We start from the raw sequence: 23,403 nt of genomic DNA, 5'->3' as shown, positions 1-23,403 counted from the left end.
ATGAAATAACATTGTTTTCCGTCCCGCCCCGTGTGCCGTAAGGTCCACGAGGCGGGACGGTTTGTTTTCCGGTATTCCGGCTTTGAATAGATAATTTTAAATTAAGCAATATATGAAACGGATATTGAAAAGGAATATTTATTTGCTTTTGGAATTTGCGGCTTTGTATATCGGTACTATCGGATGCGATGACCGTGTTGATGCCCCGATTTCTTCAGGAGAAGGAAAAGATTTAGTAACAGTGCCTTTGAGTTTCGGCTTCGCCGAGGAATCATTCGGTGAGTTATACCGCAACGGCTCGCCGCAACGGCTCGCCGCAACGGCTCGCCGCAACGGCTCGCCGCAACGGCTCGCCGCAACGGCTCGCCGCAACGGCTCGCCGCAACGGCTCGCCGCAACGGCTCGCCGCAACGGCTCGCCGCAACGGCTCGCCGCAACGGCTCGCCGCAACGGCTCGCGTTGAAGGCGGTTATACCGCCTTCAACGCGAGCCTGTTGCCCAGTGTGATCACCTGTTCTTCAACCGATGTTCCGGATCAACTATACAATCTGGAAATTCGGCAATATGATGCAGACGGAAATCATCTGACAGGAAAGGATTACGGGACTGTGGATATCGGCAAAAGCCTTGAAGTGACTTTACAGGAGGCTGACGATTGTCAACTGGTATTGGTGGCGCGCGGTAGTGGTCCTGCCGTCTCTGCCTTGGAAACTAAAACTTTAGAAGCTGTACAAAGTATGATTGTAAATTCATCAGTAATAAATGCGATTGACCCTTCGCAGGCAAATAGCATGAACGCGATGCCTTATGTGCTTCATTTGGAGCATGTAAAAGTGGCTACGGTCAATGGCGTTCCGGTTATTCAAAGTCCGGATGGAAGCTATGATATGCGCCTGATGCTAAAGCGTCTGGCTACGCGTCTGACTGTGACATGGGACTATAAAGTGGCAGGATATAAACTGAAGCAATTATTGATTCAGAGTGTACCGATGAATTATGCAATCGTGGATAAACCGGAAAGTGACGGCACGTTCCCTTCCATCGTATCGCAGTTCACTACGCTGGAGGTTCCTGTTGCGGATGCGGATGCCGCGCATGGTTCTTACTCCTGTTGGGTACCTGCCAATGTCCGCGGTGAGAGCGCTGCCGCTACAACGGAAACTCAGCGCACCAAAGCGAATGCACCTGTGGGAAGTACTTTCTTCAATTTTGTAGCAGTGAATGATGTAGATACAAAGAAGAAACTGGATTATCGTGTTTATATCGGCTCGGGGGCTTCAACAGACTTTAATATGTATCGCAATAAAGATTATGCTTATACTGTGAATTTTGCTCATGTCGGCATCCCTACGAGCGATAATCGTGTGACGTATATCGACCCGATTCCGGCTTCTGAGAATAATGATAATTTTGTCCCTACTGCTAACAGCTTTATGGTGGAACCGGGTGGTGCTTTCTGTTTTGATCCGTTTGCATACCAGCAGCAGGGGGCAACTATAACCAATACTACTTTGAAAAGTTGGTGTAACTCTACTTCCGGCATTAAGTCTGTGAGAGTGCTTTGGCAGACCCGTGAAAACGGTGATGTAGGCGATCCGGTACTAGGCATTGTAAACAGTGCTACTGATCACATCAATATTGTAGATATAAAAAATGCGGATGGCACCGTGTTCACAGGACCTGCTTATGATATCAATCAATGCCGGATATATTGTCGTGTGGCTTCGAATACCACAGGCGGCAATGGAGCGATTGTAGCCTATGACGGAGAAAACGGAAACGGGAATATCCTTTGGAGTTGGCATTTGTGGGTGACTGATTATGCTCCCGAGCATACCGGAAATGTACAGGTATTATCTCCTGTTAATAAACGGAAATTACGTTTTATTTATGGGAATTCTGATGTATTGCCCGTGATGGACCGGAATCTGGGAGCTATGGTAGGGTATGTGGATATGGCTCCGACCAGTTATCGGGATATGTCGAAAGCAAACGGTCTGCATTATCAATGGGGCAGGAAAGATCCGTTTCCGAGTAGTTATACGGAAAAAGAAATCGAAATGATTGATAATAAAAACTCATCTACGCCGCCTGAAGGTATGCAGAATCGTTATGGAGCGGATGGCATTGCCTATGTAGTGAATGATGGTAAAATGGATCTTACGAATCTTCGGGGAGTCTGCCAAAATCCGACAGTCTTTTATGCTAAAAGAGGTCAAATTGCCGGTGGTATTACGACAGGCATAGGCCCTGAATGGACTACCGAAATGGGAAGTGCCGTGTGGGGAGATACCAAAACTGTCTGGGACCCCTGTCCGGCTGGTTGGAGAGTGGCATCGAGGACTGATATGGGAGCTATAGTACGTAGTGGGAAGAATGTAAGCAATGATGCAACGAAAAGTAAAGATGGAGGTTATCTGGTCTATTATGAAGCTTCAGGTAGCGGACATACTTCTTATTTCAGGTTTACGGGATATGGCAGATATTTCAACACCTTTGTGAATATTGGCAACTTGTGTACTGTTTGCTCTTGCACCGGAGAAAATACGACGAAAGGATATTCCGCTGCGAGGTTATTTATGGAGGGGAACTATGATGCAATCTCTATGTATAAGAGTGATGCCCATACAATCCGCTGTATTCAGGAACGGGAATAGAATTGAAACACTACTATAAGTTCGCTCTTTGACATGCTGGAATAACGGAAAACAATTAGTATCTTTGCTGTACTTAATCTAAAAGTAAAGCTATATGAGTGGCAAGATTTATCCTATCGGTATTCAGAATTTCGAGAAGATACGTAAAGATGGTTATTTCTATATTGATAAAACAGCTTTGGTTTATCAATTGGTGAAAACCGGAAGCTATTACTTTCTTAGCCGTCCGCGCCGTTTCGGCAAGAGTCTGCTGATCTCTACCTTGGAAGCATATTTTCAGGGAAAGAAGGAGCTGTTCACCGGGTTGGCGATGGAGAAGCTGGAAAAGGATTGGATAAAGTATCCGGTATTGCATCTGGACTTGAATGCCCGTAATTATGAAGATAAGAATTCTCTGTATGAAGAATTGAATAAAAATCTTGAAATCTGGGAGCAAGCCTATAACAGTCCGTATGCTGACCGTGCACCTGAAGAACGGTTTTATCACGTCATCCGTTTGGCTTATGAGCAGACGGGACAACGCGTTGCCATTCTTGTAGATGAGTATGATAAACCCATGTTACAGGCGATAGGAAATGAGGAACTTCAAAAACAATTTCGGGAAGTACTGAAACCATTCTACGGAGTATTGAAAACCCTGGATGGCTGCATCAAATTTGCGATGTTGACGGGAGTGACGAAGTTTGGCAAGGTAAGTGTGTTCAGTGATTTGAATAATCTGGACGATATTTCGATGCGTAATGAGTATGTCGAAATTTGTGGCGTCAGTGAATGGGAAATTCATGATAATCTGGAAGCGGAACTTCACGAATTTGCTGAAGCGCAAGAACTGACGTTTGAAGCCCTTGGCTCTCGTCTGAAAGAGTATTATGACGGTTATCATTTTACACATAATTCCATAGGTATCTATAATCCTTTTAGTTTGCTGAATGCTTTTAAATATAAGGAGATCAGTAATTATTGGTTTGAGACGGGTACTCCCACTTATCTGGTTGAATTGTTGAAACGTACCCATTATGACTTGGGACGTATGGCACACGTGGAGACTGATGCTGATGTTCTGAATAGTATCTATGGTGACGAAGATCCCATTCCTGTGATTTTCCAGAGTGGGTATCTCACTATAAAGGGTTATGACAAGGAGTTCGGCCTTTATCGTCTCGGTTTCCCAAACAAGGAGGTGGAAGAAGGCTTCATGAAGTTCTTGATTCCCTTCTATACCCGCTTCAACAAGGTAGAGGCTCCTTTTGAGATACAAAGGTTTGTGAAAGAGTTGCGTGCCGGTGATATCGATGCTTTCTTCAAGCGTCTTCGGAGTTTCTTTGCGGATACTCCTTATGAGCTGGTGAGTGAGCTTGAACTTCATTATCAGAATGTTCTTTTCATCCTTTACAAGTTGCTGGGGTTCTATGTCAAGGCGGAGCGTCACACCTCGGACGGTCGTATTGACCTTGTGTTGCAGACAGACAAATTCATCTATATCATGGAGTTTAAACTGGACGGCACTGCTGAAGAGGCTTTGCAACAGATAAATGAAAAACGCTATGCGCTCCCTTTTGAACAGGATGCCCGGCGTTTGTTCAAGATTGGCGTAAACTTTAGTAATACGACACGTAATATTGAGAAGTGGCTTGTGGAAGAATAGGCTTGCTTCTGATTCTCATCAATAATTTTAGTTTTCCGTCCCGCTTCGTGTGCCGCAAAGTACACGTGGCGGGACGGTTTGTTTTCCCCCTTATTTATTCCAGCAAATATATTAAAAACAGACGGTCTGTTCGTAGCAAATAGACCGTTTGTTTAAATGAAACTGACCATCTGTTTCGGGTAAATGGACGGTCTGTTTTAGGATAAACAGTCGTTTGAAATTAGTTTGTAAGATAATGATTATGATTTGGTATTTAATGAATTAAAAATAAATATAGTATGAATATGAAACGAATGAAAATTGGAAGTTTTTTGACTCTATTTTTAGGGTTAGTTGCACTTGCGGGTGGAATGGCCGCATGTGAAGACAGTATCGGGGAGGAAGAGGCTCCGACGGGTAATGATGGGTTGGTGACGGTGCCGCTGACATTTGACTTCGCCTCCGAACTTAATGGTTATGATGTGCCTCGGGCTCGCCTCGAAGGAGGCAATACTGCCTCCTTCGAGGCGAGCTTGTCCCCCCAGTTGTCAACTCGTGATGTTGCGGAACTGACCCCGGATGCTCTGTATAATTTAGAAATCAGACAATACAATTCCGCAGGCACGCACCTTGTAGGCTCCACTTTTGCCAATGCCACTATCGGCAAGACTTTGGATGTGACACTGCAAGCAAGTGAAGATTGCCAACTGGTGATCGTGGCGCGTGGTAATGGCAATACGGTTAAGACAGAATTAGGAACAAGAACATTGCAAAAAGTGCAGGAAGAAATAACAGTAGAGGCAACAGTACTCAACCAAATTGATCCGACAAGTCAAGCGGGCATGAACAAGATGCCCTATGTGTTGCATCTGAAACATGTGAAAGTGGTGAAAGATGACGCTTCCGGTAAATATATCATCCAAAGTATAGACGGAGCTTATGATGTCCGCCTCCGACTGAAACGCCTGGCAACCCGGCTTACAATGACATGGACATATACTGTTAGTGGTTTTGACATAAAGCAAATCTTGATTCAAAGCGTGCCTTTAGCTTATGCTGTAGTGGATGCACCGGATGAACAGGATGGCACTTATCCATCGCTTATCCAGCAATTTACGACTATAGAAGTTCCCTTGGTGGGTAATAGTGGCAGTTATTCCTGCTGGATACCTGCTAATGTGCGGGGGAGTTCGCCTGCCGCCACTTCGGACGCATTGCGCACGAAAGCCAATGCACCGCAGGGAAGTGCTTTTGTTAATTTTGTTGCCGTGGATAAGACGGATGCGAAGAAAAAACTGGACTATCGCGTTTATTTTGGGGGTAGGGAGTCGTCGGACTTCAATGTGCTGGGTAACACCAATTATAACTATACAGTGAACTTTAAACATGTAGGTATCCCTACGGGTGACGGTCGTGTGACGTATATTGACCCGATACCTGCTTCCGAAAATAACAACAACCTTCTGCCTACCGCAAACTGTTTCATGATTGCTCCGGGTGGTGCGTTCTGTTTCGATCCGTTTGTGTTCCAGTCCAATGGAACTTCAATAACTAATGATAAATTGGTGAGTTGGTGCAGTGCCGGTGGCATCAAGTCTGTGAAGTTGCTCTGGCAGACCAAAGAGAATGGTGATGTGGGTGATCCGACGATGGGCATTGCCAATAGTAATGACGATCACACTAATATTGTGGATGTGAAACGCACAGATGGTTCCACTATCACGACGGTTCCTGCAACAGGAGCAGGGCAATGCCTCATTTATTGCCGCACGGCAGCCAATACTTCCGGCGGGAGCGGCGTGATTGCCGCTTATGACGGGGAGAATGGTACGGGGAATATCCTCTGGAGCTGGCACGTGTGGGTGACGGATTATTATCCGGATGCTACGGGAACCGAAACGGTGCTGATGCCGGAGGAAAAGCGGAAGTTGAAACTGGTGCCGGTGAGCAGTACTGATGGTACTGTTGCGGCCATCATGATGGACCGTAATCTGGGTGCCTATGAAGGCGCGTTCGATGCTATTCCGAAAGATATTCTTACTATGTCCCGAAACAATGGTTTCCACTTCCAGAAAGGGCGGAAGGACCCGTTTCCAAGTAGTTATACGACGCAGAAACTGCCAGGTGTCTACCAATTTACATTAAGTGCGGATGCACCTCCCAAACATATCATGAATAGATATAAACCGGATGGTTTTCATGCAATTGTGCCCTTGTCCATCGGTAGTGGAGCTACTTCGTTACAGAAGGCTTATCAGGTACCGATATCCATTGCTGGTAATAATGGTACTACTTGGTGTTCGGATGGTTCGCGTCCGGCATGGGGTACCATAAAAACTATTCATGATCCGTGCCCGGCAGGGTGGCGTATCCCCCAAAAGAGTGAACTTAATGTTCTGATAAATCGTAATAATAGTGTGATTCCTGCAAGTGCGCAGGATGATGGCGGGGCACTACTTAAATATGATAATACGGAAGGTAAATTTTATATACGATTTACGGGGTATCCGCCCAATATAACTCAATTGAATAGTGTTGGGGTAGTAGGATATATGTCTGCGTCTGAAAGTGCGACAATTTTCGTAGTATCGGGTAACTCCAAGCCTGGAATAGGGTCAATGAGGGATTACGACGCCCACACCACCCGTTGCGTTCAGGAAAAAATAGAATAGTAGAATAACATACCATACCCCCGAAACTAGGGAAAACGCAGAGGTTGCAGACGAATCCGCCCCATAACGGTGGCGCTCGTCTGTTTCCTTTGCGTTTTTTGTATTTTGTAAATAATAACAATAAACATCTAAAACGAAAAAGAAAGTATGGAATTAATGACTTTACATCGATTGGAACAACGCCTTGAAAATGAAAGGCAGCGCTATGTCCGGCAGCAAGAACGGGAAGAACTCTTATCGCGCAGGATGCAGCGCACGCGGCAGAACATAGAAAACCTGGAGTATGCATTGCAGTCATTGGAACGCATCATCAGCCTGCACCGCAGACATCGCGTCATCCCTCATGCTGAGATAGACAGTTTCTTTGACAGGGCTTCCGTCGTCTACGATCGTTTGCAAGCCCGCCTGCACCTGAATCTGAGTTATTCCTTTTTCTGCTACATCATCTCTACCCGCTATCTGTTCGAGAGCCGTGTGCGTCTGCCCAACCGTCGTTTCCTTGGCTTCACCACCGTGTTTTCCTACTTTAAAAAGAAGCGTGGTAGTTGAATACCACTCTTGTCATTCTTGTTCTGTATATGTGATATTCTTTTTATAATTTCGCAGCCGATTTATTAACAAACGGGTGGGTCGCAAAATGTGATTAAGGTCTTATTCCCCGACGGGCTACCCTACTATAAACTTAAAGAAAAACAATGAAAGAAGTGAATTTTGACTGGCTGCTTCAAGGTTGCCATCCTTTGTCCGAAGTGGCACAGGCGTATTTTCCATGTATGCACAACAGTTCGGCTGTGCGCTCGTTCCGGAAACACGTCAAGGAAATTGCCGATTTGTATGCCGGGCTGCTGGAAGTGGGGTACACTGATCAGATTACTACTCTGACCCCGTTGCAGATTGCGGTGCTGATCCGCCATCTGGGGCTTCCCAATCAGGCACGCAGAGAGATGGAACAGTAAGAACGCAGCTCCGTCAAAGCAGGAAGGATATATTTATATATCCTTCTTTTTTTTCTTTATATTATTATATTGTGTGCGGTTGGCTGTCCGGTTGCTTGTTCGTTTCCGTAACTAAGCTGTTTATTATCAGTAAGTTTTCCTGTTCACCGGGCTGTACGGTTCGCAGACCGGTCCGAAAGGGTACGGATTGTATCAATAATTCACCATAAACCACCGAATGTAACCAGTCGGAACAGTGGTGGGAACAGAACCCGCTTTATTGTCATATCTTTGTCGCTGTAAACAAAGAAGATGAATTATGAATTTGAATAAAGATTTGCAGGTGGCAGGTTACGTCATGATTCCGCGTGCCTTGCTTTTGAGGGCTTTTGAGGAAAATCGTGAGGCGGTGGGAGATATGAATGCATTCCTACGGGTGCTGACCTACGTCAATTATGCCGAAGGGATGACGAAATGTTGCAATATCGAGGTGGCTTGTCGGCGGGGAGAATCGGTGATATCCTTCAGCCATTGGGCGGAAATTCTGGGCTGGACTATCGGGCGCACCCGGCGTTTCTTCAACCGGCTGATTGCCGATGGCGGCATAGAGCTGGTGGAAGGCGACTGCGTCAGTCATATCCGCATACCGGGCTACGATGCATGGGCAGGCAAAAGGATGGCCGGAAAGGCGGATACAGCCGCCACTCTCGAAAAGGGCTTCGGGGCATTCTGGGACGAATATCACGAAACCACCCGCATGCCCCGGAAAAACAAGGAGGAGACCCTTAGGGAGTGGAAGAAGATGTCGCTCGAAGAGAGAAAGTTGGCTCAGGAGAACATTGAAGAATATTACTACCATTTGCGGAATACGAAGTATTGTTGTCAGGCTGCGAAATATCTGGCTAACAAACTGTTTCAGGATGAATATGACAATTAATGATAGGAATAAAAGAGGGAAATGAATGAAATTTTAAATCCACAGGATGCCGGACTGGAAGAAGCCGTGCTGGGTGCTTGTTTGGTAGAGAGCGAAGCTATATCCCTGGTTGCCGATAAATTGCGCCCGGAAATGTTCTATAACGATCAGAACCGGATGGTTTATGTCGCTATTCTGGCTATGTTCCGTGCGGGGAAGGTGATTGATATTCTTACGGTAAAGAATGAACTGGCTTCATGCGGCAACCTGGAGAAGGTGGGCGGGCCTTATAATCTGATGCGGCTTGCTTCGCGCATCGCATCGAGTGCCCATCTGGAATATCATGCGTGCATACTTCGGGAACTGTTTATCCGTCGTGAGGTGATTCTCGGTTCGTATAAGCAACTGGCTGCCGCTGCCGATGAGTCGGTAGACATCACGGATGTATTGGTGGGCATGCACGATTTGCTGGACCGCCTTGAAGGAGATATGGGGGCTACCGACCATCTTCGCACTATGGGGCAACTGATGGAAGATACCCTGACGCAAGTGGAAGCCCGTGTTGAGAATAGCCGGAATGGTATTACAGGTATCCCTACCGGTTTCTCCGATCTGGACAAACTGACTTCGGGATGGCAACGGGGAGATCTGGATATCCTTGCTGCACGTCCGGCAGTGGGAAAAACGGCTTTCGCCCTGCATTTGGCAAAGACGGCTGCTGCAAGCGGTTATCATACGGTGGTTTTCAGTCTGGAAATGCAGGGTGAACGTTTGGGAGACCGCTGGTTGCTTGCCGCTACTGAAGATGTGGATGCTTCGCATATGCGCCGCGGGCTGCTCGATACGGGGGAATTGCGGCAGGTGCGTGAGGCTTCCCGGCAGCTTTCACAACTTTCCATCCGTGTGGACGATAGTCCGGTGGTGAGTATGGATCATGTGCGTTCGGTGGCCCGTATGCTGAAAAGCAAAGGAGAGTGTGACATGATTATTCTGGATTACCTGCAACTTTGTGATATGAAGTCCGACCAGAACAACCGCAACCGTGAGCAGGAAGTGGCACAAGCCACCCGCAAGGCAAAGCTGATGGCAAAGGAACTGGATGTACCGGTATTGTTGCTCAGCCAGTTGAATCGCATGAGTGAAGGGCGTCCCGATTGCCGTCCGCTCCTGAGCGATTTGCGTGAAAGCGGGGCAATTGAACAGGATGCGGATATGGTGATGCTTTTGTATCGTCCTGCTTTGTGCGGCCTGAAAACGGAGCACAAGAGCAAGTATCCTTCCGAGGGGCTTGGAATGGTGATTGTGGCGAAGCACAGAAATGGCGAAACAGGTGATGTTTACTTTGGACACAACCCCAGTCTGACGAAAATGGGAGACTATGTTCCGCCTTGTGAGTGGCTGATGAAGCACGCGAAGTGAATTGGGTGAAGATGGGTGGAATTCGGTTGGATATGGTTTGAAAATATTTGGCAAAATGCTTGATTTCGCCTCCCGGATGTAGTACCTTTGTGATATGCTTGAAAGAGCTATGAAAACTTAAACCTTAACTTAATTTATTTTACTTATGGATGTAACCGTAGAGCGCTATATGCGCAGAAAAATTGTGACTGATGAGAATTCTCCCAAGTTCTTTTATCTTCGTCAGAAACCCGGTACGTGCAAGACTGTGGATGTAGACACTCTTGCCACCGCCATACAGAAAAGCTGTGCGATGACGAAGGGTGATGTGAAGCATGTGATAGAGGCGCTTGTGGAGGAGGTTCAGGAAAGCCTGGCAAACGGAAACAAAGTGAAGTTGAATCAGTTCGGAACGTTTCACATGACATTTTGCTGTCCGGGTGTAGCCACCTCGGAGGAGTGTACCGTGAAGAATATCAAGCGCGTGAATATTCGTTTTGTTCCGGACAAGGAGCTGAAACTGGTGAACAACAGCCATGCGCAGACCAGAAGTCCGGCAAATGTAACCTTTGCCTTAGAGAAATTGGAAGATAAGGAAGGCGGCTCATCGGAAGGCGGCAACTCCGGTGGTAACTCCGGTGGCCTGGACGAAAATCCTTTGGGATAGTTTCTAAAGCCGTTGTCTTTAGAAATAAAGAAATTAAAGAATGAAAGGCTGCGCAGCCCGCTAATAACTAATAACTAATTTGAGTATGAAAAAAACGACTTGGGACAAGATTTTGAAAGTAATTATTGCTGTGGCTTCTGCTTTGGTTGGCGTGCTGAGTGCACATGCCATGACGGGCGTCCGCTGATAAATTCATAATCATGCGAAAGATTGATTTACTCGTCATTCATTGCAGCGCCACCCGCGCTGACCGTTGTTATACGGAATTTGACTTAACCACTGATCACCTGTGCCGGGGCTTCTCCGGCGCAGGCTATCATTTTTATATCAGGAAGAACGGGGATATTAAAAGTCTCCGTCCCATTGAAAAGCCCGGAGCGCATGCGAAAGGTCATAACGCTAACAGTATCGGGATTTGTTATGAGGGTGGGCTGGATACGAATGGCCGTCCTGCTGATACGAGAACCGATTTTCAGAAACATTCCCTCCGTGTGCTGGTGATGCTACTGTTGAGAGATTATCCGGGTAGTAGGGTTGCTGGTCATCGTGACCTCAGTCCCGACCTGAATCATAACGGTGAAATTGAGCCGGAAGAGTGGATAAAAGAATGTCCCTGTTTTGATGCCGCGACAATTCCGTATGATCCGCCACCTCCGAATCCGGCTTATAGATAGGAGCGCAAGGAGTATAGTAAAAATATTTTTGGTGAGATTTGTTGGCGGTAAAGAGAAATTCAGTATTTTAGCTCCCGATAGTGTGGCGGTAATGTGTAGATGAAACTAACTATCAGTATATCTGTGAATTATATAATCATTATGACACATTGTCCTAACACTAACAAACAAAAGACGACAGGTAGGATGGAACAGGGTATTTCATTAACCAGCCGAATATTGCTATCATTCTTCTTTCTATTGCCACTCAGCTTGAATGCTGTTGCTGATGTATCGACAGAGCAGGAGGCGTCGCTGAGACAGTATTTTTATAAATGTGCTTCGCAACTTCACTCGGCCGATGTTTTACAAATGGCAGATACACTTTACAATCGTGCCAGCCAGGTGGGCAATAAGCATTTCCAGGTAATTGCGCGTTCCGTTGTGCTCGATTATTATTATTATCAGGGAAATAAAGATAAGATTTTGCAACTGGTGGATGAAGTGAAACGCATAAGCCGTGAATACAATGAACTGGAATCATATTATTTTGTTTGGGGAAGCCGCCTGATTACTTTCTATTTAAAAAGTGGATTGCCGAATCATGCGCTTCTTGAAGCGCAGAATATGTTCCATGAGGCACAAAGCGACAATTTTCTGCTCGGAATTGCGGAATGTTACAAGGCTATGGCTAATATTTATCTTATTCAGTCTAATCCGGAACAGGCTGCTTTGAATTTTCAGAAGTTGATTGAAATAGCGGAAAAAGAAGAGCCTGTGGATATCAATCTTCCTGTCTACTACTATTCGTTGGCAGAGAATCAGATGCAGATCGGGCGTCTGGATGAGGCTGGAAAAACATTGAATCGAGCGGAAGCTTTTCTGGCTGATCTTGATACGGTTACGGCTTATCAGAGACTTTGTCTGGCACAAGGTTATCTGAAGTTTTATATAAAAAAAGGAGATGATGTCCGCACTAAAAGGGCTATTGATAAAATAGAGCAGTTGTTTGCCTCTTCTGATGAGTTGTCCATTTATGCAGGCTATTTGCGTGAATCCCAACTATACTACTACATGAGTACGAAGGAATACGATAAGGCGCTTACTGTGATAGATTCTATCGGAACAAACAATCCTACTTCTGAAACTAACCTTCTCACCCTGAATAAGAAAGGGGATATCTACTGGGAAATGAACGACCGGGCTGCTGCGGCTGAATATTATCGTGACTATATTTATGCAAACGACTCCATTCGTAAGCTCTCCATGCAGAAGTCTGCCGATGAGATAGCGGGCCTGTTTAACCTGCGGCAACTGGAACATGAGAAACAGCAATTGCTGATTGACATTCAGGATCGCCGGCTGAAGACAACCTACTGGGCAATCGGAACTTTAATTGGCATTTTGATTATTGCGGCTCTCTTTATTATTCATATATATAGGCTCAATCACCAACTGAAAGAGTCAAAACAGGTGGTAGTGCGCCAGAATGGTGAACTGTTGCAGTCGAGCGAGGAACTTCGTAAGGCCAGGGACAGGGCGGAAGATGCCAGTCAGATGAAGACTCAGTTTATTCAAAATATAACGCATGAAGTGCGAACTCCTCTTAATGCCATCGTTGGTTTCTCCCAGGTATTGGTGGAATTTTACCAGGAATCTGAGACGGAGGAATTTGCTTCGCTTATAACTGTAAACAGCAGTTATCTGTTGCGACTGTTCAATGATGTATTGGAGCTTTCCAATATCGATCAGGTGGAACACTTACCCTATGATGTGGTAGATACTATTAATTCAAGTTGCAATGCTGCCATAGACGGAACCAAATCTTTTGTGAAAAGTGAGGTCGAACTTATCTTCCATCCTTCGGAAGATGATATGCGTATATATACTAATCCTTCCTATGTGACGCTGATACTGGACTATCTGTTGCATAATGCCGCTAAGTTTACTGAGTCCGGAAGCATTATCCTCGACACTGTCGTTTCTCCATCAGAGGGGGTGATTCGTTATTCGGTTACTGATACGGGTATCGGTATTCCGACCGGTCAGCAGGAAATCGTGTTTGAGCGTTTCAAGAAGCTGAATAATTTTTCTCAAGGTTCGGGGTTGGGACTTTCGATTGCCCGTGTCATGGCTACGAAATTAGGAGGTACACTTTACGTTGATGCGGAATATACTGGAGGGTGTCGTCTTGTGCTGACATTGCCTTTTGTACCAGTGTGATTCTGCGATTCCGGTGGAGGAGGAGCTTAGTGGCTTTCCGCCTTTCGCGCGCACGCATAATATAATTATGTATAGCGCCTTGTGCCCGTTCACGTTCCTTCTTAAATTTATGTTCTACAACATCCTTATCAATCAGTCAGTTACAAAAATGTTTCAGAAATATGGTGAAAAAGTGATAGATATATTTGGATTGAATCGCAATATGCCCTACTTTTGCATCCGCTTTCCAAGAGACGGTAAGCCTTGAAATTGACATTCTGACAGAAACGGCGTAGGAACTCCAACGTTTTTCTTTTCTTTTGCCTTAATTCCGACCAAGAATACAGCATTCTAAAAGAAAAAAGAAAAAAAACTTCCGGAAACATTTGGAAGATATGTGATAAAGTTCTTACCTTTGCACCCGCTTTCCGAACGAAGGCAATCGATAATTGACTTGCTGATTAAGAAACCGGTGTTGCTAAGAACTCCTTTCTCTTTCCTCTTTTATCTCCCTTTCGCAAAGAGAGACGACGAGAAAAAGAAAAAAGAAAAAAAACTTCTGAAATTATTTGGAAGATATACTTAAAAGTTCTTACCTTTGCATCCGCTTTCTGAAAAGAAAAGCAGTTTAAAAAAGAAGCGATCTTTGAAGAATTTACATAAACAATACAAGTAGTACAAGAGCAGAATGCTACAGTGGTTAGTAATGAATAATTAATAACCGAACGTACATTCTGGGTATAAAAAAGAACCGTCAAGTAACTTATATATATAGGTAATTTGAAAACTTTTAATAAACCGAGCGTCCTGAACAGAGCAAAATCACTAGTCTTCGTACTAGTAATAACAATACTTTTACAATGAAGAGTTTGATCCTGGCTCAGGATGAACGCTAGCTACAGGCTTAACACATGCAAGTCGAGGGGCAGCATGACCTAGCAATAGGTTGATGGCGACCGGCGCACGGGTGAGTAACACGTATCCAACCTACCGGTTATTCCGGGATAGCCTTTCGAAAGAAAGATTAATACCGGATAGTATAGCGAGAAGGCATCTTCTTGTTATTAAAGAATTTCGATAACCGATGGGGATGCGTTCCATTAGTTTGTTGGCGGGGTAACGGCCCACCAAGACATCGATGGATAGGGGTTCTGAGAGGAAGGTCCCCCACATTGGAACTGAGACACGGTCCAAACTCCTACGGGAGGCAGCAGTGAGGAATATTGGTCAATGGACGAGAGTCTGAACCAGCCAAGTAGCGTGAAGGATGACTGCCCTATGGGTTGTAAACTTCTTTTATATGGGAATAAAGTGCAGTATGTATACTGTTTTGTATGTACCATACGAATAAGGATCGGCTAACTCCGTGCCAGCAGCCGCGGTAATACGGAGGATCCGAGCGTTATCCGGATTTATTGGGTTTAAAGGGAGCGTAGGCGGACTATTAAGTCAGCTGTGAAAGTTTGCGGCTCAACCGTAAAATTGCAGTTGATACTGGTCGTCTTGAGTGCAGTAGAGGTAGGCGGAATTCGTGGTGTAGCGGTGAAATGCTTAGATATCACGAAGAACTCCGATTGCGAAGGCAGCTTACTGGACTGTAACTGACGCTGATGCTCGAAAGTGTGGGTATCAAACAGGATTAGATACCCTGGTAGTCCACACAGTAAACGATGAATACTCGCTGTTTGCGATATACAGCAAGCGGCCAAGCGAAAGCATTAAGTATTCCACCTGGGGAGTACGCCGGCAACGGTGAAACTCAAAGGAATTGACGGGGGCCCGCACAAGCGGAGGAACATGTGGTTTAATTCGATGATACGCGAGGAACCTTACCCGGGCTTAAATTGCAACTGAATATAGTGGAAACATTATAGCCGCAAGGCAGTTGTGAAGGTGCTGCATGGTTGTCGTCAGCTCGTGCCGTGAGGTGTCGGCTTAAGTGCCATAACGAGCGCAACCCTTATCTTTAGTTACTAACAGGTTATGCTGAGGACTCTAGAGAGACTGCCGTCGTAAGATGTGAGGAAGGTGGGGATGACGTCAAATCAGCACGGCCCTTACGTCCGGGGCTACACACGTGTTACAATGGGGGGTACAGAAGGCAGCTACACAGCGATGTGATGCTAATCCCAAAAGCCTCTCTCAGTTCGGATTGGAGTCTGCAACCCGACTCCATGAAGCTGGATTCGCTAGTAATCGCGCATCAGCCACGGCGCGGTGAATACGTTCCCGGGCCTTGTACACACCGCCCGTCAAGCCATGAAAGCCGGGGGTACCTGAAGTCCGTAACCGTAAGGAGCGGCCTAGGGTAAAACTGGTAATTGGGGCTAAGTCGTAACAAGGTAGCCGTACCGGAAGGTGCGGCTGGAACACCTCCTTTCTGGAGCGACGCTCACGAAGATTAGAAGTCGGTTCTTTTCGTATGCTTCCATGAGAACCTCTTGCACTACGCGTACTTGTTTATATAATATATATTGAGAAAGAAGAAGCCGAGCCGCAAGGCGAGGTTGAACTCGACAGTCCTATAGCTCAGTTGGTTAGAGCGCTACACTGATAATGTAGAGGTCGGCAGTTCAACTCTGCCTGGGACTACGCAGTTGGTAATCTATTGGTTGCTTACTTCGGGGGATTAGCTCAGCTGGCTAGAGCACCTGCTTTGCACGCAGGGGGTCAACGGTTCGAATCCGTTATTCTCCACTCTTGAGAATAGGATAGACTTTAGTCAATCCTAACTTCGACTGGTCGAAGTTTTTCTCATACGATCTTTGACATGATGTACAAAAAAAAGTAAAGTTATAACAAGCTGAAAGTATATATCGAGCCATACGGCTAGGTAAGACTAAAAGTAAGTAAGGGCGCATGGCGGATGCCTTGGCTCTCGGAGGCGATGAAGGACGTGATAAGCTGCGATAAGCTGCGGGTAGGTGCAAATGACCTTTGATCCGCGGATTTCCGAATGGGACAACCCAATATCTTGAAGAGATATTATCCATCTTTTGATGGAGGCGAACGCAGGGAACTGAAACATCTTAGTACCTGTAGGAATAGAAAATAAATAATGATTCCCCTAGTAGTGGCGAGCGAACGGGGAATAGCCCAAACCATATGTGTTACGGCATGTATGGGGTTGTAGGACCACGTCATGGGACGACAGTTAGTGAGTAGAATGATCTGGAAAGTTCAGTCATAGACGGTGATAACCCGGTATACGAAGCTAATTTAACCCTAGTGGTATCCTGAGTAGCGCGGGACACGAGGAATCTTGCGTGAATCTGCCGGGACCATCCGGTAAGGCTAAATACTCCCGAGAGACCGATAGCGAACCAGTACTGTGAAGGAAAGGTGAAAAGCACTTCGAACAGAAGAGTGAAATAGTCCCTGAAACCATGCGCCTACAAGCGGTCGGAGCAGTGTAAACTGTGACGGCGTGCCTTTTGCATAATGAACCTACGAGTTACTTTTTCCGGCAAGGTTAAGGGTCTTGAGACCTGCAGCCGAAGCGAAAGCGAGTCTTAATAGGGCGGATAGTCGGAAGGAGTAGACGCGAAACCAAGTGATCTACCCTTGGCCAGGTTGAAGGACAGGTAACACTGTCTGGAGGACCGAACCGATAAGCGTTGAAAAGCTTCCGGATGAGCTGAGGGTGGGGGTGAAAGGCTAATCAAACTTGGAGATAGCTCGTACTCCCCGAAATGCATTTAGGTGCAGCCTTGATTTATACTAATATGAGGTAGAGCGACTGATAAGATGCGAGGGCTTCGCCGCCTATCAAGTCTTGACAAACTCCGAATGCGTATTAGTTCTATATCAGGAGTGAGGGCATGGGTGCTAAGGTCCATGTCCTAAAGGAGAACAATCCGGACCATCAGCTAAGGTCCCCAAATAATTGCTAAGTTGATCTAACGAAGTCAGATTGCTAAGACAGCTAGGATGTTGGCTTGGAAGCAGCCATTCATTTAAAGAGTGCGTAACAGCTCACTAGTCGAGGAGTTTGGCGTGGATAATAATCGGGCATAAGCAATTTACCGAAGCTATGGGATGTGCAAACATCGGTAGGGGAGCATTCCACTCTGCGTTGAAGGTGAAGCGTAAGCTTTGCTGGAGCGTGTGGAAAAGCAAATGTAGGTATAAGTAACGATAAAGGGGGTGAGAAACCCCCTCGCCGAAAGACTAAGGTTTCCTGATCAACGCTAATCGGATCAGGGTTAGTCGGGTCCTAAGGCTCAGCCGAACGGTGAGGCCGATGGCAGAACAGGTTAATATTCCTGTACTACCTTAAAGAGTGACGTGGAGACGGAGGCGTGACAGTGCCGCGGACTGACGGAATAGTCCGTTGAAGGGTGTAGATGTTGATCGGGGTAGGCAAATCCGCCCCGAGAGTCGAACCTGATAGTATGGAGCGTTCTTCGGAACAATCCAATAGCGCATGTAAACATACTCCCAAGAAAATCCGCTAAACTTAATCTTTAAGGTACCCGTACCGTAAACGGACACACGTGGTCGGGTAGAATATACTAAGGCGCTTGAGTGATTCACGGTTAAGGAACTAGGCAAATTGACCCTGTAACTTCGGGATAAAGGGTCCCCACTGCGAGGTGGGGCGCAGAGAATCGGTCCAGGCAACTGTTTAACAAAAACACAGGGCTATGCCAAATTGAAAGATGAAGTATATAGCCTGACACCTGCCCGGTGCTGGAAGGTTAAGAGGAGATGTCATCGCAAGAGAAGCATTGAATTGAAGCCCCAGTAAACGGCGGCCGTAACTATAACGGTCCTAAGGTAGCGAAATTCCTTGTCGGGTAAGTTCCGACCTGCACGAATGGTGTAATGATCTGGACACTGTCTCAACCGTGAGCTCAGTGAAATTGTAGTATCGGTGAAGATGCCGATTACCCGCGATGGGACGAAAAGACCCCGTGAACCTTTACTATAGCTTAACATTGAATTTGGGTAATTGATGTGTAGGATAGGCCGGAGGCTTTGAAGCAGGTACGCCAGTATTTGTGGAGCCGCTGTTGAAATACGGCCCTTTGGTTATTTGAGTTCTAACTCGTTGATGCGAGGACACTGTTTGGTGGGTAGTTTGACTGGGGTGGTCGCCTCCAAAAACGTAACGGAGGCTTCTAAAGGTGCCCTCACGCCGATTGGTAACCGGCGGCAGAGTGTAATGGCATAAGGGCGCTTGACTGGGAGACTTACAAGTCGATCAGGTAGGAAACTAGAGCATAGTGATCCGGTGTTTCTGTATGGAAAGGACATCGCTCAAAGGATAAAAGGTACTCCGGGGATAACAGGCTGATCCCTCCCAAGAGCTCATATCGACGGAGGGGTTTGGCACCTCGATGTCGGCTCGTCACATCCTGGGGCTGGAGAAGGTCCCAAGGGTTGGGCTGTTCGCCCATTAAAGTGGCACGCGAGCTGGGTTCAGAACGTCGTGAGACAGTTCGGTCTCTATCTATCGTGGGCGTATGAAATTTGCGTGGCTCTGACACTAGTACGAGAGGACCGTGTTGGACTGACCTCTGGTTTACCAGTTGTGCCGCCAGGTGCATTGCTGGGTATCTAAGTCGGGATTGGATAAGTGCTGAAAGCATCTAAGTACGAAGCCAGCCACAAGATTAGATTTCTTAGGGTCGTTGAAGACGACAACGTTGATAGGATGCAGGTGTACAGGTGGTAACATCATAGCCGAGCATTACTAATTGCCCGTTGACTTTTGGTCTTTGCCTTGTATGGCGGATATATACGTTCAGTTTTCGAACTTTACTTTTTACATCGTGTCTAACTTATTTCAGGTGACTATAGCATCAGGGTTCCACCTCTTCCCATTCCGAACAGAGAAGTTAAGCCTGGTCACGCCGATGGTACTGCGTCAAGTGGGAGAGTAGGTAGTTGCCGTTTTAGAGGAAAGCCTCCATATCGAAATGATATGGAGGCTTTTTGTGTTTGTATAATTCTAATTTTTTGCTTATATTTGCGCCGCACTATTTATTATTAATGTTTAAAGCAAAATTAGAGATGAAGACAAAGTTATTTTTGGCAGCTGTTGCAGTTGCATTTTCTTTCGCCGTGACTTCTTGTGGTAACAAAAAAGCAGCTAATACTGAAGTAGAAGCTACTGAAGTTGAAGTTGTAGAAGAAGCACAGGCATGTGATTCAGTACAAGCTTGCTGCAAGGCAGATTCTGCTGCTTGTGATAGTACAAAAGCTTGTTGCAAAGAGAAAAAAGAATGTGATAAAGCTTGCGATAAGAAGTAATTCTTATCACATAGGATCATATAAAAAGGGGTATACTACTTTGTATATCCCTTTTTTGTTATACTTTATAGAGTTATTTGATAACAAACTTATAAAATGATGCTTTTTTAGAGAAAAAAGTAACGAATTTATTTGTGTGCTACGAAATTATCTATACCTTTGCACCGTTATAATAAAAACAAGAAGATAAAAATGATACAGAACTTTACATATATTCTACTGTGTGGTATTATTATTCTACTGGCAAGGTTTAGTGGAAGTGAGTGCTGTGCGTGAATATATGTAACGATTAGGATATTCGAAAGCCTTTCTCACTTCCAAGTGTGAAAGGCTTTTTTTAATGGCAATAATTTATAAAAACTATAAGAAATGAGTGACAAGTTATTTATTTTCGACACAACGCTCCGCGATGGCGAGCAGGTTCCGGGATGCCAATTGAACACAGTGGAAAAGATTCAGGTAGCAAAGGCATTGGAACTGCTGGGCGTGGATGTTATTGAAGCCGGATTCCCGATTTCCAGTCCGGGAGATTTCAACTCTGTTATTGAAATATCCAAAGCGGTGACATGGCCTACTATTTGCGCATTGACCCGTGCGGTACAAAAAGATATAGATGTAGCTGCGGATGCTCTGAAGTTTGCCAAGCACAAACGTATTCATACAGGTATCGGTACATCGGATTCGCATATCAAGTATAAATTCAATTCCAATCGTGAGGAAATCATCGAGCGTGCAGTAGCTGCCGTGAAGTATGCCCGCCGTTACGTGGATGATGTGGAGTTCTATGCAGAAGATGCAGGTCGTACGGACAATGAATATCTGGCTCGTGTGGTGGAAGCTGTAATTAAAGCGGGGGCTACAGTAGTGAACATCCCGGATACGACCGGTTACTGTCTGCCGGATGAATATGGAGCGAAGATCAAGTATTTGATGGAGCATGTGAGTGGTATTGAAAAAGCGATCCTCTCTACACACTGTCATAATGACCTGGGAATGGCTACTGCAAATACGATGGCCGGTGTACTGAATGGTGCCCGCCAGGTAGAGGTTACTATCAATGGTATCGGTGAACGCGCAGGTAATACTTCACTTGAGGAAGTGGCTATGATTATCAAATGCCATAAAGATATTGAAATTGAAACGAACATCAATACACAGAAGATTTATCCGACAAGCCGCATGGTTTCAAGTTTGATGAACATGCCGGTGCAGCCTAACAAAGCTATCGTAGGTCGCAATGCCTTTGCACACTCATCGGGTATCCATCAGGATGGTGTGTTGAAGAATGTGCAGACTTACGAAATCATCGACCCGCACGATGTGGGTATCGACGATAATTCTATCGTATTGACTGCCCGTAGCGGACGTGCTGCTTTGAAAAATCGTTTGCAGGTATTGGGCGTGGATCTTGAACAGGAACAACTGGACAAGGTATATGAAGCTTTCCTGAAATTGGCGGATAAGAAGAAAGATATTAATGATGATGATATACTAGTGCTTGCCGGTGCAGACCGTACACAGAACCACCGCGTGAAACTGGAATATCTGCAAGTGACCAGTGGAGTAGGTGTACGTTCGGTTGCCAGTCTGGGACTGAATATCTCCGGTGAGAAGTTTGAAGCGGCTGCCAGTGGAAACGGTCCGGTAGATGCAGCGATAAAGGCTTTGAAGAAGATCATTGATCGCCATATGACACTGAAGGAATTTACGATCCAGGCTATCAGCAAAGGTAGTGATGATATGGGTAAGGTACACATGCAGGTGGAATATGACAATCATATCTATTATGGTTTCGGTGCGAATACGGATATTATTGCCGCATCGGTAGAAGCTTATATCGATTGTATCAATAAGTTCAAGTAGTTACGGGCTACAGGCTACGAGCTACGAGTAGTGGTTATGTGTTTTAATAATTAATATTAGGAATAAAAGAACAGTTTACAAGTTATACCGAAGGGCTCTTGTAGCTCGTAGCTTGTAGCTAACAACTAAAAGATATGAATACATTATTTGATAAAATCTGGGATGCCCACGTGGTTCAGCAAGTGGAAGATGGTCCCACACAGTTATATATAGATCGCCTTTATTGCCATGAAGTAACCAGTCCGCAGGCTTTTGCGGGAATGCGCGCACGCGGTATCCAATGTTTCCGTCCGGAAAAGATTGTTTGTATGCCCGACCATAACACACCGACCCACGACCAGGACAAGCCGATTGAAGATCCGATCTCCAAAACACAGGTGGATACACTGGCCAAGAATGCGGAAGATTTTGGATTGACACATTTCGGCATGCTACATAAGAAGAATGGTATCATCCATGTGGTAGGTCCGGAAAGAGGCTTGACATTACCGGGAATGACGATTGTATGTGGTGACTCGCATACTTCAACGCACGGTGCGATGGGAGCAGTGGCTTTTGGCATCGGTACAAGTGAGGTCGAAATGGTAATGGCTTCACAATGTATCTTGCAGACACGCCCGAAGACGATGCGCATCACAGTGGACGGAAAACTGGGTAAAGGTGTGACGGCAAAAGATATTGCTCTCTATATGATGTCTAAAATGACAACGAGTGGTGCAACCGGTTATTTTGTGGAATATGCCGGAGAAGCAGTTCGCAGTCTGACTATGGAAGGACGTCTGACGCTGTGCAACCTGAGTATAGAAATGGGTGCACGTGGTGGTATGGTGGCACCGGATGAAGTGACATTCGAATATATCAAAGGCCGTGAATATGCTCCGGCAGGTGAGGAATGGGAGAAGGCGTTGGCATACTGGAAGACGCTGAAGAGCGATGAGAATGCTACGTTTGATAAAGAAGTGCATTTTGATGCGGCAGATATCGAACCGATGATTACATACGGAACAAATCCGGGTATGGGTATGGGCATCACGCAGCACATTCCCACGACTGACGGAATGGGAGAGGCTGCAAAAGCTTCATTCCTGAAATCAATGGATTATATGGGCTTCCAACCCGGTGAGGGAGTATTGGGCAAGAAGATAGATTATGTATTTTTGGGTGCTTGTACGAATGGGCGTATTGAAGATTTCCGTGCTTTCGCCTCGTTAGTGAAGGGGCATAAGAAGGCGGAACATGTGGTTGCCTGGTTGGTGCCCGGTTCGTGGATGGTAGATGCACAGATTCGTGAAGAAGGCTTGGATAAAGTATTGGAGGAAGCAGGTTTTGCTATCCGCCAACCGGGATGTTCGGCTTGTCTGGCAATGAATGATGATAAGGTGCCTGCCGGAATGTATGCGGTTTCTACAAGTAACCGTAACTTTGAAGGTCGTCAGGGACCGGGTTCACGCACGTTGCTTGCCAGTCCGCTGGTAGCGGCTGCGGCGGCGGTGACGGGAGTGATTACGGATCCGAGAGAACTGATTGGATGATGTTTCTGCCGGAGGTAAAAATAGTT

General features: G+C 45.9%; 14 protein-coding genes, 2 tRNA genes and 3 rRNA genes. All 19 read left to right on the top strand.

The genetic code is table 11. From position 1 onward, the window contains the following. The first annotated feature begins 278 nt into the window (after positions 1-278). The 19 genes from K6V21_RS25910 to leuC all read left to right on the top strand — a co-directional run bounded on the left by K6V21_RS25910 (position 279) and on the right by leuC (position 23,377). Positions 279-2,657 carry a DUF4906 domain-containing protein gene (locus K6V21_RS25910; protein WP_224320365.1) on the top strand — a complete coding sequence of 793 codons (2,379 nt, stop codon included), beginning with the start codon at positions 279-281 and terminating at the stop codon, positions 2,655-2,657. 94 nt (positions 2,658-2,751) lie between these two features. Then, a complete protein-coding gene (locus K6V21_RS25905) occupies positions 2,752-4,302 on the top strand; it encodes an ATP-binding protein (RefSeq protein WP_217714275.1) in 1,551 nt (516 codons plus the stop codon). 284 nt (positions 4,303-4,586) lie between these two features. Continuing rightward, positions 4,587-6,953, top strand: a complete 2,367-nt coding sequence (locus tag K6V21_RS25900) for a DUF4906 domain-containing protein (protein WP_224320364.1) — start codon at positions 4,587-4,589, stop codon at positions 6,951-6,953. A gap of 147 nt (positions 6,954-7,100) precedes the next feature. Continuing rightward, positions 7,101-7,502, top strand: coding sequence for a hypothetical protein (locus K6V21_RS25895; RefSeq protein ID WP_224320363.1), 402 nt, complete (start codon positions 7,101-7,103; stop codon positions 7,500-7,502). 146 nt (positions 7,503-7,648) lie between these two features. Next, complete coding sequence (locus tag K6V21_RS25890) at positions 7,649-7,909, top strand: DUF4248 domain-containing protein (protein WP_217714277.1); 261 nt, start codon at positions 7,649-7,651, stop codon at positions 7,907-7,909. 298 nt (positions 7,910-8,207) lie between these two features. Further along, on the top strand, positions 8,208-8,825 hold the full coding sequence (locus tag K6V21_RS25885; protein WP_224320362.1) for a hypothetical protein: 618 nt from the start codon (positions 8,208-8,210) through the stop codon (positions 8,823-8,825). Positions 8,826-8,846: 21 nt separating this feature from the next. Continuing rightward, entirely contained in the window at positions 8,847-10,223 is a 1,377-nt protein-coding gene (gene dnaB / locus K6V21_RS25880) for a replicative DNA helicase (RefSeq protein WP_224320361.1), read from the top strand. Positions 10,224-10,368: 145 nt separating this feature from the next. After that, positions 10,369-10,869 (top strand): HU family DNA-binding protein, encoded by a 501-nt coding sequence (locus tag K6V21_RS25875; RefSeq protein ID WP_217714280.1) that lies wholly within the window; start codon positions 10,369-10,371, stop codon positions 10,867-10,869. An 85-nt stretch (positions 10,870-10,954) separates the two neighbouring features. Beyond that, entirely contained in the window at positions 10,955-11,056 is a 102-nt protein-coding gene (locus K6V21_RS25870) for a smalltalk protein (protein ID WP_009130907.1), read from the top strand. Positions 11,057-11,069: 13 nt separating this feature from the next. Beyond that, positions 11,070-11,543: an N-acetylmuramoyl-L-alanine amidase gene (locus K6V21_RS25865; protein ID WP_224320360.1), complete on the top strand. Its 474-nt coding sequence runs from the start codon at positions 11,070-11,072 to the stop codon at positions 11,541-11,543. A 141-nt stretch (positions 11,544-11,684) separates the two neighbouring features. Beyond that, complete coding sequence (locus K6V21_RS25860) at positions 11,685-13,745, top strand: sensor histidine kinase (protein WP_217714282.1); 2,061 nt, start codon at positions 11,685-11,687, stop codon at positions 13,743-13,745. A gap of 836 nt (positions 13,746-14,581) precedes the next feature. Next, positions 14,582-16,104, top strand: a 16S ribosomal RNA gene (locus tag K6V21_RS25855). 138 nt (positions 16,105-16,242) lie between these two features. Beyond that, positions 16,243-16,316 (top strand) — tRNA-Ile (locus K6V21_RS25850). Between the two features lie 31 nt (positions 16,317-16,347). Then, a tRNA-Ala gene (locus tag K6V21_RS25845) sits at positions 16,348-16,421 on the top strand. Positions 16,422-16,563: 142 nt separating this feature from the next. Then, positions 16,564-19,446 (top strand): 23S ribosomal RNA (locus K6V21_RS25840). A gap of 69 nt (positions 19,447-19,515) precedes the next feature. Beyond that, positions 19,516-19,625 (top strand): 5S ribosomal RNA (rrf, locus tag K6V21_RS25835). Together the 16S, 23S and 5S rRNA genes with 2 tRNA genes alongside form the textbook arrangement of a ribosomal RNA operon. 117 nt (positions 19,626-19,742) lie before the next feature. Next, positions 19,743-19,982 (top strand): hypothetical protein, encoded by a 240-nt coding sequence (locus K6V21_RS25830; protein WP_007217257.1) that lies wholly within the window; start codon positions 19,743-19,745, stop codon positions 19,980-19,982. A 369-nt stretch (positions 19,983-20,351) separates the two neighbouring features. Continuing rightward, positions 20,352-21,845 (top strand): 2-isopropylmalate synthase, encoded by a 1,494-nt coding sequence (locus tag K6V21_RS25825; protein ID WP_044263508.1) that lies wholly within the window; start codon positions 20,352-20,354, stop codon positions 21,843-21,845. Between the two features lie 134 nt (positions 21,846-21,979). Further along, a complete protein-coding gene (gene leuC, locus K6V21_RS25820) occupies positions 21,980-23,377 on the top strand; it encodes a 3-isopropylmalate dehydratase large subunit (RefSeq protein ID WP_007217259.1) in 1,398 nt (465 codons plus the stop codon). Positions 23,378-23,403: the final 26 nt, after the last annotated feature.

It is taken from the genome of Bacteroides cellulosilyticus, from assembly GCF_020091405.1.
Lineage (GTDB): Bacteria > Bacteroidota > Bacteroidia > Bacteroidales > Bacteroidaceae > Bacteroides.
This window is presented reverse-complemented; position numbering and strand designations above follow the sequence as displayed.